Origin of the sequence: Streptomyces aculeolatus (assembly GCF_020400605.1) — a bacterium.
Classification (GTDB): domain Bacteria; phylum Actinomycetota; class Actinomycetes; order Streptomycetales; family Streptomycetaceae; genus Streptomyces; species Streptomyces aculeolatus.
This window is the reverse complement of record NZ_JAINRD010000006.1, coordinates 320647-337173: the sequence shown is the minus strand read 5'-3', so window position 1 is coordinate 337173 and position 16527 is coordinate 320647. Positions and strand designations below refer to the sequence as shown.

General features: G+C 74.0%; 16 protein-coding genes. 8 read left to right on the top strand and 8 right to left on the bottom strand.

Features of this window, described 5'->3' with window-relative positions:
• Positions 1-109: 109 nt before the first annotated feature.
• From LG396_RS14210 to LG396_RS14185, 6 genes are all read right to left on the bottom strand, one after another.
• Entirely contained in the window at positions 110-1354 is a 1245-nt protein-coding gene (locus LG396_RS14210) for an FxsB family cyclophane-forming radical SAM/SPASM peptide maturase (protein WP_037751404.1), read from the bottom strand.
• 201 nt (positions 1355-1555) lie between these two features.
• Positions 1556-1771, bottom strand: a complete 216-nt coding sequence (locus tag LG396_RS14205) for a hypothetical protein (RefSeq protein ID WP_225795029.1) — start codon at positions 1769-1771, stop codon at positions 1556-1558.
• A gap of 66 nt (positions 1772-1837) precedes the next feature.
• Positions 1838-5131, bottom strand: coding sequence for an SAV_2336 N-terminal domain-related protein (locus LG396_RS14200; protein ID WP_225795071.1), 3294 nt, complete (start codon positions 5129-5131; stop codon positions 1838-1840).
• Positions 5132-5136: 5 nt separating this feature from the next.
• On the bottom strand, positions 5137-6174 hold the full coding sequence (locus LG396_RS14195; protein WP_225795028.1) for an AAA family ATPase: 1038 nt from the start codon (positions 6172-6174) through the stop codon (positions 5137-5139).
• A 264-nt stretch (positions 6175-6438) separates the two neighbouring features.
• Complete coding sequence (locus LG396_RS14190) at positions 6439-8610, bottom strand: VMAP-C domain-containing protein (protein ID WP_225795027.1); 2172 nt, start codon at positions 8608-8610, stop codon at positions 6439-6441.
• On the bottom strand, positions 8607-9224 hold the full coding sequence (locus LG396_RS14185) for a CU044_2847 family protein (RefSeq protein ID WP_225795026.1): 618 nt from the start codon (positions 9222-9224) through the stop codon (positions 8607-8609). The genes LG396_RS14190 and LG396_RS14185 overlap by 4 nt, the downstream gene beginning before the upstream one ends.
• A gap of 160 nt (positions 9225-9384) precedes the next feature.
• Between LG396_RS14185 and LG396_RS14180 the strand changes: the two genes are divergently transcribed.
• The 4 genes from LG396_RS14180 to LG396_RS14165 all read left to right on the top strand — a co-directional run bounded on the left by LG396_RS14180 (position 9385) and on the right by LG396_RS14165 (position 12893).
• Positions 9385-9564: a DUF6104 family protein gene (locus LG396_RS14180; RefSeq protein ID WP_225795025.1), complete on the top strand. Its 180-nt coding sequence runs from the start codon at positions 9385-9387 to the stop codon at positions 9562-9564.
• A 106-nt stretch (positions 9565-9670) separates the two neighbouring features.
• Positions 9671-10663, top strand: coding sequence for a DUF4097 family beta strand repeat-containing protein (locus LG396_RS14175; RefSeq protein ID WP_225795024.1), 993 nt, complete (start codon positions 9671-9673; stop codon positions 10661-10663).
• Between the two features lies 1 nt (position 10664).
• Positions 10665-11813, top strand: a complete 1149-nt coding sequence (locus tag LG396_RS14170) for a PadR family transcriptional regulator (protein ID WP_225795023.1) — start codon at positions 10665-10667, stop codon at positions 11811-11813.
• Between the two features lie 90 nt (positions 11814-11903).
• Positions 11904-12893, top strand: a complete 990-nt coding sequence (locus LG396_RS14165) for a fibronectin type III domain-containing protein (RefSeq protein WP_225795022.1) — start codon at positions 11904-11906, stop codon at positions 12891-12893.
• Positions 12894-12912: 19 nt separating this feature from the next.
• Here the strand turns inward: LG396_RS14165 and LG396_RS14160 are convergent, their stop codons facing one another.
• Positions 12913-13305, bottom strand: a complete 393-nt coding sequence (locus LG396_RS14160; RefSeq protein WP_225795021.1) for an ATP-binding protein — start codon at positions 13303-13305, stop codon at positions 12913-12915.
• A gap of 167 nt (positions 13306-13472) precedes the next feature.
• Here LG396_RS14160 and LG396_RS14155 point away from each other — a divergent pair, with 167 nt between their 5' ends.
• Together LG396_RS14155 and LG396_RS14150 are read left to right on the top strand one after the other, a co-directional pair.
• On the top strand, positions 13473-14315 hold the full coding sequence (locus LG396_RS14155) for a helix-turn-helix domain-containing protein (protein ID WP_225795020.1): 843 nt from the start codon (positions 13473-13475) through the stop codon (positions 14313-14315).
• Positions 14297-14506: a DUF397 domain-containing protein gene (locus LG396_RS14150; RefSeq protein ID WP_225795019.1), complete on the top strand. Its 210-nt coding sequence runs from the start codon at positions 14297-14299 to the stop codon at positions 14504-14506. The genes LG396_RS14155 and LG396_RS14150 overlap by 19 nt, the downstream gene beginning before the upstream one ends.
• Positions 14507-14519: 13 nt before the next feature.
• Here the strand turns inward: LG396_RS14150 and LG396_RS14145 are convergent, their stop codons facing one another.
• Positions 14520-15701, bottom strand: coding sequence for a phospholipase D-like domain-containing protein (locus LG396_RS14145; protein WP_225795018.1), 1182 nt, complete (start codon positions 15699-15701; stop codon positions 14520-14522).
• A gap of 170 nt (positions 15702-15871) precedes the next feature.
• On the opposite strand from LG396_RS14145, the gene LG396_RS14140 reads away from it, so the two are divergent.
• Positions 15872-16114 carry a DUF6411 family protein gene (locus LG396_RS14140; RefSeq protein ID WP_225795017.1) on the top strand — a complete coding sequence of 81 codons (243 nt, stop codon included), beginning with the start codon at positions 15872-15874 and terminating at the stop codon, positions 16112-16114.
• 88 nt (positions 16115-16202) lie between these two features.
• Complete coding sequence (locus LG396_RS14135; RefSeq protein WP_225795016.1) at positions 16203-16382, top strand: hypothetical protein; 180 nt, start codon at positions 16203-16205, stop codon at positions 16380-16382.
• The last annotated feature ends 145 nt before the right edge of the window (positions 16383-16527 follow it).

Here is a 16527-nt window from a genome sequence, read left to right as displayed (position 1 = left end):
CCCTCCGCCTTGCGATCGCACGCACCGGCCGCCGTGCCGCCCGCCCTGCGGGCGAACGACGGGAGATTGACGACAGGCCCTAGGGCACAGTACACCGTCTGGCGGCCCGTCAGCTCACGCACGGCGGCCCTGCCGTGACCTTCCGTTGCGCGGTCACCGCCGTCTCCAGACGGTCGGCGACGTGCCGTACGAGCCGCTCCAGATCGGCGCAGTACACGGAGGGGTTGCGGAACCCCTCGCCGGCCCGGAAGCGGTGCGCGTAGTTGCCGCCGCCGCACACCTCGACCACCGCGCAGCGGCGGCACTGCGCGGACAGCGCCCGCAGCCCCAGCTGACGGGCCGCGATGCCCGGGTGGTCCAGCGCCTCGTCGAAGGAGTTGCGGAAGACGTCGAGGCCGGTGTCCGCCGCGCCTTCGTACACGGACTTGAGCGAGTCGATCTGCTCGATGGCGCCGTCGCTCTCCACCACGACCGCCGTGACGGGCGAGAGGCCCACGGCCTCCGTGCTGCTCGGCCGGCCCAGCAGCAGCCCGAGGACCTCGGTGAAGAGCCGCACCCGCGGCGACGGCCGGGGCAAGTCCCACCACAGGTCGAAGACCTCGCAGAGCCAGTCGCCGTACGGGGTCGGGCCGCGGCCCGGCACCGGGGGCGGCGGCGCCGACCAGTTGGCGTGCGGCAGCAGGAAGTCGACGACCGGCGGGCCCAGCGCGCACAGCGAGTCGAGCACGGCGGCCGGCGGGGCCGTCACGTCGACCGTGCACAGGATGCCGGCGTAGCTCGCCGGATGGCGGCTGAGCAGCCGGGCCGCGCGCTCCAGCGCGGGCCACGCGGGGCGCCCCGCGTGGTCGACGCGGTGCCGGTTCAGCCCCGGGGTGCCGCCGTCAGCGCTGAGGCCCACGCGGATGCCGCCGGCGGCGAGCGTCTCCAGCGCCGGCTCGGTGAGCAGTGTGCCGTTGGTCTGGACGCCGGCGACGACGGTGCAGTCGGCCGGCAGCGCGGCGCGTACCTGCGCGGTCTGCCGGACCAGCGACGCGGCGCCGGCGAGCAGCGGCTCGCCGCCGTGCAGTTCGACGCGGATCCGGCGCAGCCCGTGGGCGCGTACGTGCTCGGCGATGCGCTCGGCGGCGCGGCGGGTGGTGGCCTCCGGCATGCGCGCCGGGCGGCGGCGCCACCCGCTGTCGGCGCCGTGGTAGACGTAGCAGTAGGTGCACGACAGGTTGCAGCGGCTGTGCACCTTGAGGATGAACTGCCGGAACGGCACCGCCCGGACCCCGGTGGCGCGCAGCAGGTCGACATCCAGCAGCCGGCCCGGCCAGGGCGCCTCCTGCTCCGCGCCCGTGCCTCCGTAGTCCATGCGGCTCCCCGGTCCCCCCGAGTCCGGACGGTGACGACCCACCGCCCCTGAATGCATGGCGCACAAGTCACACGGGTGAAACGCGGCGGCAGCCCAACTGACTGTTTATGAACGTAATCTGCCGCGATCCGGCCGCCCGGCTTCGTCGGCGGGCTTCAGATGGTGTCGGCCGGTCGTGTGCGCCGTGACGTCGGTCGCGTCCTAATCGTCGTCGTCGGGGCCGTTGTCGAAGTAGGCCCCGGCGTCGTTGCCGGACGGCCAGTTGCGGAGCAGGTGGGCGACGGCTCCCGCGAGCACCGGCGGCTCGCCGCGGGTGGCCACCGCGTACACGTCGACGTCGCTGAAGTCGGGCAGACGGACGGCCGCGCCCGCGGCTGACGGTGTCCCGTCCGGCTGCGCCGACAGGGGGTTCTCCACGCTGTTCTCCTCCGGAAGGGTGTGAGAGTCCTTCCCCGAACAGTCGTGCAGCGAAACGGACCCGGGTCAGTCGTCGGCCTCGAGGGCACGGATCTGCTCGCGGGTCAGCGCCGCGCCCGCGCTCTCCGTCTGCTCCGCCCGGCTCCACTGCTCCCAGGCGTCCCGGTACGCCCTGAGCGCCGCCGCGCGCCCCGCCGTCGGCTCCAGCATCTGCGCGCGCCGGTGGTGCGCGCGGGCCGCGTCCGCCGGGTCGCCGCCCTCCTCCGCCAGGAGCGCCCCGCGCCGGTAGCAGTCCGCCGCCCGCTCCTGCCGCTGCCGGAACTCGGTCCTTATGTCGAGCAGCAGCTGGACGTCGCCCAGCTCCAGCCACGCCTGGGAGCGCACCCGCGCGGGCGCGTCGTCCTCGCGCGCGGCGCCCTCCAGCACGAACTCCGCCTCGTACAGGTCGGTGCGGGTGCTGGACGCCTCGTACCGCAGGCGCAGCGCCCTGCCGAAGAGCAACTGCCGCCGCGGCAGGTCCGGATGGCGCTGCGGCGTCTCCGCCAGCACCTCGCGCAGCACGGGCACCGCCCGGCCGCGCAGCCCGGCGTCCGCCGGGGCCAGCAGGGCGCGGCGCAGCAGCAGCTCGCCCAGCTCGGTGAGCACCTCGCCGTACAGCGCCGTCCCGGGCGGCAGCAGCGACAGCGCGTCCGCCAGCCAGCCGTCGGCCTCGACCAGCAGCTCGCCGTCGCCCCCGCGGGTGAACTCCGCGACGCGCACCTGCGCCTTGCGGCGCAGGCTCTCCGCCTGCAGCCGGTAGTCGTCGAGGGCGCCGGCCAGCCGCCCGGCCCGGTCGAGCGCGGCCAGCGCACGGCCCGCGCCGGTGTCGCCGGCGGCGGTCGTGTTGGCCTCCGCCAGGTCGAGCAGCGCCTCGCACTCCTGCCGGCGCAGCTCGGGACCGCCCTCCATGCGCAGCAGGTCGACGCCGGTACGCAGGTCGGCGGCCGCGCGCAGCCCGTACGCCCGGGTCTCGTCCACCGTGTGCTCCGCCTGGGCGCGGCCCAGGGTGACCCGGCCACGGGCGAGGAACAGCCGCGCGGGCACCAGCTCGTCGTCGGGCCAGCCGGCCAGCAGCTCGTCTATCGTCTCCTCGGCCTCGTCCAGCGCGGCGCCGTCGCCGGTCAGCGCGTGCAGCCGGCGCAGCACCTCGGCGAGCAGCCCGCCGCGCTCCTGCCGGGCGGCGTGCGTGGTGACCAGGGCGCGGCTGTCGCGCAGTTGGGCGGCGGAGGTGCGGAGCGCCGCGACGGCCTGCTCGTGCTCGCCGTCGACCACGCGCTCGCGGGCGACCTCCCACATCACCTCGGCGTACGTGAGCCGTTCGCGCAGCGGCACCGCGACGGCCGCCACCGGCGCGCCGCCGCCCGCGGGCTCGCCGGAGCCGCCGGCGGCCAGGGCGCTGCGGGCCCACTGCTCGGCCTCCGCCAGCGCGTCCGGCTCGCGCAGCCGCTGCCAGTGCAGCAGCAGCGCCCGTGCCAGCAGTTCCTGCTGCGCGGTGTCCCCGTCCTCGACGACGGCGCGGCGCAGGGCCCGTACGGCGTCCAGCAGGTGGCGGACGGCCCGGCTCTCCTCGTACTGCCGCAGCAGTTCCTCGCCGCCCGCGCCGGCCGGCCCGCGGAAGGCGGGCTGGAAGGCGCGCAGCACCTTCTCGGAGACGCGGGCGAACTGGTCGGGGACCTTGCCGCCGCCGGGCTCCGGCTCACGGTCCTCGCCGGAGAGGTACGCGACCGCGACGGCCGGAAAGTTGCGCGCGCCCTGCCCGAAGGTCCGCTCGATGTACAGCGAGCAGTGCTTGAGCACGAGCGCCGCCTCGCCGTGGCTGAGCCGGCGCAGCAGCAGCTCGCGCACGCCCGGGCGGAAGTCGAACCACGGGTCGTCGCCCACGGGTTCGCGCGCGGGTTCACGCGCTCCCGCGCGCGCCGGCTCGCGCGCCACGACCAGGTCGCTCAGCAGGATCTCGGCGGTCTCCGCGGGCCCGGTGTCGGGGAACAGCGCGCGCTGCACGAGCCGGATGACCGGCAGCACCAGCGGCACGGCCGCCAGGTGGATGGCCAGCAGCCGGGCCGCCGGCGAGGCCGTGGCGTCGAACGCGGCGAGCGTGGCCTCCGGGAGGGGGCGCACGTCCGCGGGGCGGGCGGCCGCGGCGGGGGCGGCCGGGTGGTCGCTGCGCACCCAGCCGGCGGCGCCGGGCAGCGACAGGCCCTCGCCGGCGGCCAGCAGCCGGGCCCAGGTGCCGACGGCGGCCGGCTCGGGCGCGAGCACGGGCAGCGGCCGGGCGCCCGGCGGAGGGACGTCGCCGCGGGTGCCGGGGCGGAAGTCCAGCGCCGGGTACGGACCGGGGTGCCGGACGAGCAGCCCGGGCAGCGCGGCGAACGGCATCTCGCGCCACCGCCGGTGCGGCAGCGGCTGGATAACGGCGACGGGGGCGGTACCGAGCCAGCCGTGCAGCATGCGCTGCATCCGCCCGTCGCGCCACATCGGGCCCGCGCAGTCGCTGAGCACGAGCGTCAGCCGCCGCCCGCCGGGGTCGTGCAGCTGGCCGGCGTCCCCCAGCGTCGCGGGCCGGCCCGGCTCGCCCGTGCAGCCGACGCCGCCGTCCGGCAGCGGGTGCAGGCGGTGCACGGTGACGTCGCGGAACGCGCCGGAGCGCTCGGCGACCGTACGCAGGTCCTCCAGCAGCCGGCTCCACACCTCCATGGCGGGCGAGGCGTCCATGAGCAGTTGGAGCGTGGCGCGCCGCCGGGGCGTGCGCAGCACGGGGAGGACAAGGCCGGCCCGCGCGCTCAGCTCCGCGGTCGCCTCCTCGTCCAACTCGCCGGGCGTCACCGCCGCGACGCGCGGCTCGTAGCGCCGCAGGGGGCGCAGCGCGCGCTGCAGCGGCACCAGGGCGGACAGCGCGGCCGGCTCCGGCACGCCGACGAGGCCGATCGGCTGGTACCCGGGGGTCACGGCGTCGGGTGCCGGGTCGCGCCGCAGCAGTCCCGGGCCCGCCGCGAGCCCCACCTGCCGCTGGGGCACGGTGTGCACCGGCGGGCCCTGGTCGGCGCGGGCGTCGTCCGCGGCCCCGGCGCCCTCGGCGGGGACGTCCGGAGCGTCGGCTGCGTCGGGAAATGTGGCTGATTTCATGCGGGCCGCCGAGCCCGTCTCACCGGTGCGCGGATCGGCGCCGGCCGCCGCCTCGGCGCTGCGCGCCAGCTCCTGGGCGAGCCACAGGACGTCGGCGAGGCCGCGGGCGTCCGGGGGCAAACCGGCCGCCAGGAGGCGGCCTACCAGCTCCTCGGCCCTCTCCTGCCCGCCCGCACCCCCTCGCCCGCGGCCCGCCATCGCGCTCACCGCGGCCTGTTGATGGGCCGCATCAGCTCCTCGGTCACACGCCGGGCGGAGCCGTCCGTCTGATCCCAGTCGGCCTGCCTGGTCAGCTCGATGGCGTTGAGCAACTGGTCCACGGCCCGTACGTCGCCGGGTCCCGCGGCCAGGAATCGGTCGATCAGCTCGGCGAACCGCTCGTCGTCGCCGTCGGGGAAGTGCGCCCGCACCATCCCCGTCAGCCGCGCCCGGTCCGGCACGGGCAGTTGCAGTTCGATACAGCGGCGGCGCAGCGGGGCCGGGAACTCGCGCTCGCCGTTGCTGGTGAGCACGATGACCGGGAACGCGCTGCAGCGCACCCGGCCGCCCCGCACGGGCACTTTCGTACCGTCGTCGCTGAGCACCTCGACGACCGGGGCGCGGTCGGCGATCCGCTCCAGCTCGGGGATCGTGAACTCGCCTGCCTCCAGCACGTGGAGGAGGTCGTTCGGCAGGTCGATGTCGCTCTTGTCCAGCTCGTCGACGAGCAGCACGCGCGGGCGGGTGGAGGGCAGCAGCGCGGTGCCCAGCGGCCCGAGGCGGACGTAGCGCCCGATGCCGCCGCCGGGCTCCTCGGCGGCGTCCGCGGCCCCGGCGTCGGCCCGCCGCTCGGCGCGTTCGAGCTGGGCGTCCTGGAGGCGGCCGATGGCGTCATAGGCGTACAGACCGTCGCGCAGGGTGCTGCGGCTGACGATCGGCCAGGTCAGGACCCGGCCGAGGTTCAGCTCGTACGCGACCGAATGCGCCAGCGTGCTCTTGCCGCTGCCGGCCTGTCCGGTGACGAGCAGCGGGCGGCGCAGATACAGCGCGGCGTTGACCATCTCGCACTCGCGGGTGCTGGGCCGGTGGTGGCTGGCCTCGCGGCCCCGCTGGCCGAGCCTCCGCTCGGAGGAGGGTTCCAGCGCGGCGGGCGGAGGCGCCTGCGGATCACCGTCGAATTCTCGCCAGGGAGGCGGTGCCGGCAGTCTCTCCATGCCGTCGTGGGGGGCGCCGGTGCCTCGGTAGATGAGCCATTCGCTCACGTCGTAACCCCTTTGTCGCCGACCGGGCAGCGGGCTTGCCCCACTGTCTGCCCGGGGACGGACGAGGGCAACCCTCACGGGGGTAAGAGGCTAGCGGGGCGCACTGACGCCGGGTGCCGAATCGGCCAATCCGCGTGGTGGCGGGCCGGTTTCGTCCAACTGCGCACATGGTGCGCGACGTTCGCATCCGGCGCGCCGGGACGCCCGCGCGCCGGTCACCCGTTCACCGGCCAACTCACCCATTCACCACCACCCGCACGCCGTTCACGCCCCCCCGGCGCCGATCGCGTCGTCCGCGTCGTCGTAGAACAGGATCAGGTCCGCGGCACACCCGTGCCCGGTCTCCAGCGCCTCGCGGCGTACCTCGTGCAGCCGCTCCGGCAGGTCCCGCACGACCGTTCCTGCACCGTCCATCAGCAGCACGGCCAGCTTCTCGTGGAACTCCGCGCACTCCTCGCCGCACTCCTCGCCCTCGTGGCCCCCCGCGCGCCACAGCGCCACCGCCGTGCCCTCGTCGAGCAACTGCCCCACGACCGCCGTCCGACCGCTGCCGCCGCCCAGGGCGTGGCAGAAAACCGGCACCCCGCCGTCGCCCGCGCCGCGGCCCCAGGCCGGCGGCTCCGCCCGTACCAGCCGCTGCCGCGGCGCCCGGCTCGTCCGGCGCCACCGGTCGCGCCACAGCGGCTCCGGCACGGGCCCGGCGCGGGCCGCGTCCCGGTGCACCACGGGACGCACCGTGCCGGCCGGCCGGCGGGCCGCGGTCGCCCGGCCGGACGCGGGCAGCTCCCAGAGGTACGTGGGCTGCGCCTGCCGCTCCTCCGGCAGCGCCACCTCCAGCCGCACCCGCGTCTGCGCCTCCGCGTCGGCCCCGAGCAACTGCGGCGCCAGCGCCCGGAGCACCTGCTCCTCCGCCTCCTCGAACGAGCCGCCCTCGTACGACTGGTCGAGCGCGACGTGCTCCCACGCCCCCTTGCCGTAGCCGCGCCGCACCGTCCAGTTGTAGCGGGGCACGGAGGACGGCGCGGCCGGGTCGAGGAACGGCAGCTTGTCGAACGTGACGAGGACGCTCACCGGCGCGCGCCGCACCTCGTTGATCTCCCGCCGCTGGCGCGGCGTCAGCTCGCCCGCCCGCTCGCCGACCCAGGCGTCGAGGGACTCGACGGCGCGGCGCGCCCCCGCCGCCGCCCCCGCGTCGGTGCCGGAGTCGAGGTCGGCGGCGGCCTCGCGGGCCACGAGCTTGAGGTAGAGCAGCATGTCGCGCAGCGCGCTCTCCGGTGCGGCCTGCCGGTGCAGCAGCCCGTGGCCGTCGCGCCAGTCGCGCAGCCGCCGGGCGCCCAGCGGACGGCCCTCGATTTCGAGCACCTCGTGCACCAGCCGCTCCACCACCTCCGGGTCGCGCGGCGCGGGCACGTCGGCGAGCCGCGACAGCGCGCTGAGCCGGTCGAGCGCACCCCAGGCCCCGTACCGCGGCCCGCCCAGCGCGCGCTGCAGGTCGGTCCAGGAGGTGCGTTCGTCGTCGATGCCGTAGTGGCGGTGCCGGTGCCAGGCGTCGTGCAGCCGCATCAGCTCGCGGTACGGCTCGGGACCCAGGCCCTCCGCCCCGGGCAGCAGATGCTCGGGCGAGAGCGCGTGCAACTCGTCGAGGGAGACGGCGGTGCCGCCGCCGGTGCCGCCGCGGTAGCGGGCCTTGACGACCCCGACGACCTCGCCGCGGCCTAGGTGCAGCACGGGGCCGCCGGAGGCGCCCTTGCGGATCGGGGTGGGGGTGCCGAGCAGGATCTGCTGCCCGTTGCGCCCGGCGAACTCGGCGCTCAGCAGCGCCGCTTCGGCCCTGTCGCCGTTCCCGGCGCCGGGGCGCCCGTGGGCGCTGAGGAGGACGGCCTGGTCGAGGAAGTCGTCGTAGCGGTCGCCGAGCCAGACGGGTTCGCTGCCGGCCGGCGGCCGGGCGGGGCCGTGCTGGCCGGTGAAGTAGGCCGGGTGCGGGATCCGGTTCCGCGCCTCGCCCGGCGGCCCCTCCGCCGCGCCCGCCGCTTCGCCCCGTACCGGCAGCAGCCGGACCAGGGCGAGATCCGGCCCCACCTGCATCACCGCTTCGGCGAACGTCTCGTCCCGCACCTCCGGATCGCGGCCCATCCGCGCGGCCGTGCTCTCCGGCGACGGCATGCTGTACTCCACCCGCCCCGGCACCGTACGCCCGCCCACGACCACGCCGATCAGCTCGCCCGGCGCCGTACCGCGCCGCCAGCCGTCGGGGTGGACGAAGACGTGCGCGCAGGTCAGCACCCACTCCGGCGCGACGAGGAACCCGCTGCCCCACAGCGACCCGTCCCCCGACCCGGGCGCCGCCCGGATGTCGACCGTCGCCGCGGCGGCCAGTTTGCAGAGCTGGTAACGCGCGTAGTCCGCGGCCTCGCTGCTCTCGATGGGAACCCTCATACCGGTGCAGACGCCGTGGAAGACGTGCCGGATGCACCAGATGCAGCCGTATCGGGCGCAGTAGTCGGTGCGGCGGTCGATGCGCCGGGGGACTCCGCCCCGGAGGGGCCGGCCGCGTGCGCACCGGGCTGCCAGGTCAGCGTGACCGACAGCTGCGCCGTGGTGTTCGCGTCGGCCAGCAGCGCGATCGCCTTCCCCGTTCCCGCGGAGATCTCGACGCCGAACGTCACGCTCACCTCGTGCGGCGCGGCGGCCGCGGTCGCCGCCCGTACGGAGGCGGCCACTCCGCCGACGAGGGGCGTGAGGCCGGCGAGCCGGGAGGTCAACCGGCCCCAGTCGGCGACGGGTTCGAGGTCGTCGTCGGCGTCCGGGTCCGGATCGACGCCCGGTTCCACGTCAGGACCGACATCCGGATCGGCGTCCGGATCGAACTGCGGGCCCGCGTCCGGCCGGGTACGCGGCCGGGCATCCGTCCCGGCACCCGCGCGGGCGCCTCCGGGCGCCGGCACCCCCGCCCGCGTCCCCGCCGCGACCCGCTCGTCCAGCGGCGTCGCCCGGACCCACACCTCGGTGCCGTCCGGCAGAGTCACGCGCTGCGGAAGGTTGCTGCTCATCCGGTTCCCCCGACTACGCTCGGTGCCCAATGCACCGACATTAGTCCGCGGACCGCCGCCCCGCGACGGTACCCGCGGCTGCCGGCCGGTCATCCTCCGTGGTGAGCGATACTGAACCGGTCACCTTCCCCTCTCCTTCCCCCCTTCCGGAGCACCCACCATGTACTTCACCGACCGCGGCATCGAGGAGCTGGAGAAGCGGCGCGGCGAGGAGGAGGTCACCCTCGAGTGGCTTGCCGAGCAGTTGCGCACGTTCGTCGACCTGAACCCGGAGTTCGAGGTTCCGGTCGAGCGGCTGGCCACCTGGCTGGCCCGCCTCGACGACGAGGACGGGGAGTAGCCGCCCGCTTGACTTCCCCGCACCGCGATATATCGTGTCTTGGCAGAGACGCGATATGTTGCGTTGAGTGCGAGCGCTCGCCAGAGCCCGAGTCAGGAGGCCGTGGATGCCGGTGCAGCTGGTGGCCGATCCCCAGACCCTCGCTTTCGAGGAGCCGGTCACGGCCCTGAAGGTGCGGATCGTCAACGGAGCCGTGCACGTCGTCGGAGCCCACGACGACACCGGCCGGCCGGGCGCGGCGCGCCTGGAGGTCAGCGAGATCGAGGGCCCGCCGCTGCGCGTCTCCCTGGAGGACGGCGAACTGACGGTCGCGTACGAGGACCTGCCCTGGCGCGGCTTCCTGAAGTGGCTCGACCGCAAGGGCTGGCGCCGCCGCGTGGTCGTCTCGCTGGCCGTGCCGGCCACCGCCCGCGTCGAGGTCGGCGTCGTCGGCGCCGACGCGGTCGTCTCCGGGATCGCGGGGCGTACGGACGTACGCGGGGTGAGCGGCGGGGCCACCCTCGTCGGGCTCTCGGGCCCGGTCCGCGCCGACACGGTGTCGGGGGAGCTGGAGGCCCAGGCCCTCGAAGGCGACCTGCGCTACAACTCCGTCTCCGGGTGCCTCACGCTCATCGACGGCGCGGGCGGCGCCGTCCAGGCCGACACCGTCAGCGGTGACATGGTCATCGACCTCTCCCCCGCGGCCCGCGCCGCGAACGTCCGGGTGAACACGGTCTCCGGCGAGATCGCCATAAGGCTGCCCGACGAGCCGGACGTGGAGGTGCACGCGAGCACGACGAGCGGGGCGGTCTCCAACGCGTTCGCGGCGCTGGACGTCGGCGGCCAGTGGGGGGCGAAGTCGGTCGAGGGCCGCCTGGGGGCGGGCAAGGGCTCACTCCGGGCGACGACGGTGTCCGGCGCCCTGGCGCTGCTCCGCCGCCCGGCGGGGGCGGAGGAGGGCCCGGCGGACGAGCCGCCGGGCGGCGGCCCGGAGGGCCCGGACGGTGGGACGGGCCCGCAGGACGCGTACGACAGGACGGGTCCGCAGGACGCGACGGGCCCGCGGGACTCGACAGGTCCGGCCGACGCCGCCGGCCCGGCCGACAAGAAGGTGCTCTGACATGCCTCCCGTCTTCGCCCACGGCCGCCTCCGGCTCTACCTGCTGAAGCTGCTGGACGAGGCCCCCCGCCACGGCTACGAGGTGATCCGCCTCCTCGAAGAGCGCTTCCAGGGCCTGTACGCCCCCTCCGCGGGCACCGTCTACCCGCGGCTCGCCAAGCTGGAGACCGAGGGCCTGGTCACGCACACCTCCGAGGGCGGCCGGAAGGTCTACGCGATCACCGAGGCGGGCCGCGCCGAACTCGCCGCCCGTCAGGCGGAGCTGGCGGAACTGGAGCTGGAGATCCGCGAGTCCGTCGCGGAACTGGCCGCCGAGATCCAGGCCGACGTCAGCGGCACGGCCAGCGACCTGCGCCGCGAGATGCGCCAGGCCGCGAAGGAGGCCCGCACGTCGGGCGGCGCCCGCGGCGCGAGCGCCGGGGAGAAGGAGTCGTGGCGGCAGGCGAAGGAGGACTTCAAGCGGGCGAAGCAGGAGTTCAAGGAGCAGGCGAAGCGCGCGAAGGACGAGACGCGGCGGGCCCGGCAGGACGCGGAGCAGGCGCGCAGGCACGCGCGCGAGACGCAGGAGCGGGTGCGCAGCGAGGCGGAGCGGATCGCGCGGCAGGTGCAGGAGCAGGTGCAGACGCGGGTGCGTACGGGCGACTGGCAGGGCGGCCTGATGGACGGACTGGCGGAGCTGACGCGGGAGTTGGGGAACCTGGGCGGCTTCGGCGGCCGCGGCACGGGAACGGGGACCGGCACGGACACGGGCACGCCGTCCGGCACCCCGGCGGACAAGGTGGCCGACGCAGCCGCCCCCGGCACCCCGGCCGGCGCCCCCGGGGGGATGCCCGCCGGCACGGGCAACGGCGGCATGGGCGGAGTCAGCACGCCCTGGCCGTCGTACGTCAAGCCGGCCCCCGCCGACACTCCGGAGTGGGCCGAGGAGGACACCCCGCAGGACGCCACCCCCGCCGAGCTGGCCCGCGAACTGGAGCGCCTGCTCGACCGGTTCCGGGACGACGTCCGTGACGCGGCCCGCGACAACGGCGTGGCGCCGGAGCAGTTGCGCGAGGCCCGCCGGCATCTGTCCACGGCGGCGGCGCACTTGACGGCGCTGCTGCGCGTGGGCGGCAACAGGGATGGCGACAGGGGCGGCAGGAAGGGCTGAACCGCGGGGCGCTGCCGACGTCTTGAAATGTACGCGGTGAGTGTGCGAAAAAGGTCTGGACCTTTGCTTCGCACGATGAGAGGCGTCCCTGTGAGGCCCACCCCCACGCTCGCCGCGCTGAGCACCACCGCCGCCTGCCTCCTGGCCCTGACCGTGACCTCCTGCGGCTCGGACAGCGATGCCGCCGAGCCGCCCGAAACACCCACGGTGCCGACCGGCGTGACCGTCTACACCAGCACGTCCACGTCGGTGCACGTCATGTGGAACAAGGCGGCGGAGGCGGAGAACATCAAGCGGTACGAGGTGTACCGCAACGGCAAGAAGATCCAGAACGTGCCCGCGGCGAAGCACATGATCGACATCACCGGGCTCAAGCCGTCGTCCTCGTACACCTTCTCCGTACGCGCCCGGGACGAGGACGGCAAACTCTCCGGCGCGGGCAAGGCCGCCGCGGTCACCACCCCGTCCGCGGACGCCGACGACAGCGAGCCCCCGACCGGCCCCGCGAGCCTCAAGGCCCGTGCGGACGGGCCGCGTTCTGCCACCCTGACCTGGGCGGAGTCGAAGGACAACAAGGGAGTCACGTCCTACGACATCTACCAGGAGGGCACCAAGATCCACAGCGTCGGCGGCACGGAGACCACCGCGGCGGTCACCACCCTCCGCCCGGATACCGATTACACCTTCACGGTGAGGGCACGCGACGCCCTCGACAACTCCAGTCCGGACAGCCCTCCGGCATCGGTCACGACGGAGTCGGAGCCGGAGGGCAGGGCCGGTGCGGAGGTCCCGACGGACCTCCAGGCGACGGCCCGCGAGGACGCCGGGGTGTGGAACCTCGACCTCGTCTGGAACGCACCCAAGGCGGACGGGGACGTCACGGGGTACGAGGTCCACCTGAACGGGAAGTTCGCCTCGCAGTTGACGCTGGGCGAGTCGGCGCCGAAGGACACGGGCCGTCTCAGCCTGCCGCTGGAGAAGCAGAAGAGGGCGACGTACGCGGTGAAGGTGCGGGCGAAGCTGCCGGACGGGAAGTGGGGCCCGTTCACGAAGGAAGTAACGGTAACGGCGGGCGGCTGACCCCCGGCCCGCCCCGCCGTCAGCCCGGCAGAGTGACCCGGGCCCACACCGTCTTTCCCAGCGGCTCCCGGTCGTGGTGCCCCATGCCGTCCGCCAGCTCCGCAACCAACCGAAGCCCCCGCCCGCGCTCGTCCTCGGGCCCGGCGGCGAGCTCGCGGGGCGGCACGCGGATCGCGTCGCTCACCTCGACGAGACAGACCCGCCCACGGAGCGTGAGGCGGACCATGAACAACCGCCCGGGTGTCCGCCCGTGCTGGACGGCGTTGGTCGCCAACTCGCTACAGATCAACACCACGTCCTCGGCGGCACCCCCGCAGCAGCCCCACCCGGCGAGTGCCTTGGTGACCTGGGCACGGACGAGACGGACGCTCTGGGCGCTGGGGGTGAAGAGCATCTTCCACGTGGTGTTCATGGGCTGGCTCCGTAGGCCGGTTGAGCAATTGGACAGAGGGCTGGACAGCTACGTTCCGTAGCGGATTGACTACGAGTGTGAGGCCCCGGAGGGTGCGTCAGGACGCCCCAGGGGTCTACGGGGATTTCAGGAGCCCCAAAATCAACAACGTCCATGGAGATCGGCGCATGCCACAGCGGAATGTGATTACCGGCCGTAGCCTTGAGCCGCGCCAACGGTTCGCGCAGGAACTCAAGTCGCTACGCACGAAAAAGGGGGACACCCTTCGCCAGCTCAGCGAGGTGCTGGGGTGGGACGCATCGCTGTTCCATAAGATGGAGACCGGGGAAGGCCTCGGCGGACCGGAAGTAGTCGAGGCACTGGACCAGCACTACGGGACGCCGGGCCTGTTACTGGCCCTGTGGGAGCTGGCGGTGGCGGACACCAGGCAGTTCAAGGAGCAGTACCGGCGCTACATGGCGCTGGAGCGACAGGCCACGAGCCTGTGGCATTTCGCGGTGAGCTACATCCCCGGGCTCCTCCAGACGGAGGGGTACGCCCGCGCGGTCATCGCGTCCGGCGGCGCAGCGGGCGAGGAGCTGAACAGACAGGTCAAGGCTCGCATCACTCGCCACGAGTGGCTGGAGGGCAAGGGCGCACCGCACTTCCGTAGCATCATCTCCGAGGCCGCACTCCGCACAGCGCCGCGGGACGCTCCAGCGTGGCGCGCACAACTGGAGCACCTGATTGAGGTCGCCGGATGGCCACACGTGACGCTCCAGGTCCTGCCGTTCAGCGCCGGGCCCTACGGCCTCGACAGCACCGCAGTTATGTTTCTGCGCCAGCCGGAGGGGCGTACCGTGGCCTACACAGAGAACGCCTATCGCGGCGAACTCGTCCAGGAAAACAGGTCAGTTGAGCGTTTGCAGCTCGCATACGATGCGGTGCGCGACCTGGCGCTCTCCCCGACCGAGTCGCGCAATCTCATCGTGAAGACGTTGGAGGAAGTACCGTGCGACGCATCGACCTGAGTCTCGCCACTTGGCGCAAGAGCAGCTACAGCAACTCCGACGGCGGCGAATGCATTGAGGTCTCCGACGGCCACCCCGCCCTCGTGCCCGTTCGTGACAGCAAGGACCCTAACGGCCCCGCCCTGATCTTCGAGGCCGCCGCCTGGTCCGCCTTCGTCAGCGCCGTCAAGGCGGGCGAACTCACCGCCTGACCTCCGCCCGGCATCACAGGAAGCGCCGTAGTGGCCGGGTGGCGAGTTCCTTGGCTCGCTGGCCGGCCGGGCGACGGCGCCAGCGGCCCGGCTCGATGCGCTCGGCGAGCTGGATGTCGGCCTCGAAGTGTTCGTCCAGCACGGCGGTGAACGACTTGTCGATGACGGCGAGCATGACCTCTTCGTCGTGGTCGAGGGACCGCCGGTTGAAGTTGGTCGAGCCGATCAGCGAGGCCATGTGGTCCATCGTGGCCACCTTGGTGTGCATCATCGTCGGCTGGTACTGCCAGATCCGTACCCCGCAGTCCAGCAGCTCGTCGTAGTGGTCCTGCCCGGCGATCTGGCAGACCCGCTTGTCCATGTGCGGTCCCGGCAGCACGATCTCCACGTCCACCCCGCGCCTGGCAGTGGCGCACAGCAGGCCGACGAAGTAGTCGTCGGGGGCGAAGTAGGCGGTGGTGAGGCGGAAGCGCTCCTGGGCGGACTCCAGCATCACGCGTATCAGGGTCTGCATGTCCTGCCAGCCGACGCTGGCGGACCCGCGCACCACCTGCACGACGGAGTCGCCCTGCGGGGAGTGGTCGCGGAAGCGGTCGAAGTCGTCGAAGAGGACGTCGTGGCACTCGGCCCAGTTCTGGGCGAACGCGGCGGCCAGGCCGTCGACGGCGGGGCCGCGCAGCTCGACGTGCGTGTCCCGCCATTCGTTCTCGTTCCGCGCGTCGCCGCACCATTCCTCGGCTATCCCCACGCCGCCGGTGAAGGCCACCTGCTCGTCCACGACGAGCACCTTGCGGTGGCAGCGGTGGTTCTGCTTGAAGGGCGAGAGGCGGCCCGGCCGCCGGAACCACGACACCTCCGCGCCCGCCCGCTCGATCAGATCGAGCTGGTCCTGTTCGATCAGCCGGCTGCCGAAGCCGTCGAGCAGCAGCCGTACGCGCACGCCGTGGCGGGCCCGTTCGGCGAGGGCCTCCGCGAACCGGCGGGCGATCTCGCCCTTCCAGTACACGAAGGTCATCAGGTCGATGGTGTGCTCGGCGGCGGCGATGGCGTCGAGCATGGCGGGGAAGATCTCGTCGCCGTTGCGCAGCGGGCGCAGGGAGTTGCCCTCCGTCGCCGCGACGCCGACGAGGCGCTCAAGTCGCCGTCTGAGCCGGGTCGCGGCTTCGGCCGCCGGGGTTTCCGCTGTCTGGGACACAGCGCTCAGGCTCCTCTCCTCAGTGGGGGGCGTACGCGCGGCTACCCGCTCGCGGTCTTCGAACTCTGTTTCGAGCCGGATTCGCCGGGTACCCGCGTCTTCCGTGGGCGCCGCCGGTGCCCCGGTCCACGTGAACGAGTGGAGTCGCACACGGAAAGGAAGGCAGAGGCATGGTGGTTGTCGGGATCGTTGCGGTTTGTGCGGTGCTGCTGGTGTTGGCCTTCCTGGTGCCGCGGCTGTCGCGGCACCCCGAGCGGGGTACGCAGAAGTCCCTGGCCGTGGGGACGCGAACCGCGGGCAAGGCCCCCGGGATTCTCGGGCGGATCTTCAGCAAGCCGTTCCGCAGCAGCCAGAAGGCGGTCGGCCGCAGCGGCTCCGCGGGTCGCAAAGGCCGCGGGAAGATGCCCTTCTGAGGCACCGGCCACAGGCCCCGGCGCCGGTGGGCACCTTCTCCCGGCGCGTCCCCGAGCGTCCCAGGACTTCCCAAGGAGTGGAGAGAAGATGCTCGCCATGGCCGCCTCCGTGCTCTTCGGTATCGCGTTCATCGTGAAGGCCACCGAGACGTCGACCGACCCCGTCTTCAGCCCGACGAGCCTGATGCTCGTCGGGCTCACCCTGCTTGCTCTGCGGTTGGCCGGCCTGGGTACGAACTGGGCACCCCGGCGGGGCCGAAGACGCTGAGGGGGTACCGCCGCCGTCAGTTCAGTTGCTGGGACGGTCCGACGATGACGCCCTCCGGGCGGCGGACGCAGCAGGCAGGTAGCTGTCCCCAAACCGCGCCGAACCGGTGCGGATCGGAAAACGCCCGGCACCGCGGGCCCCGGCC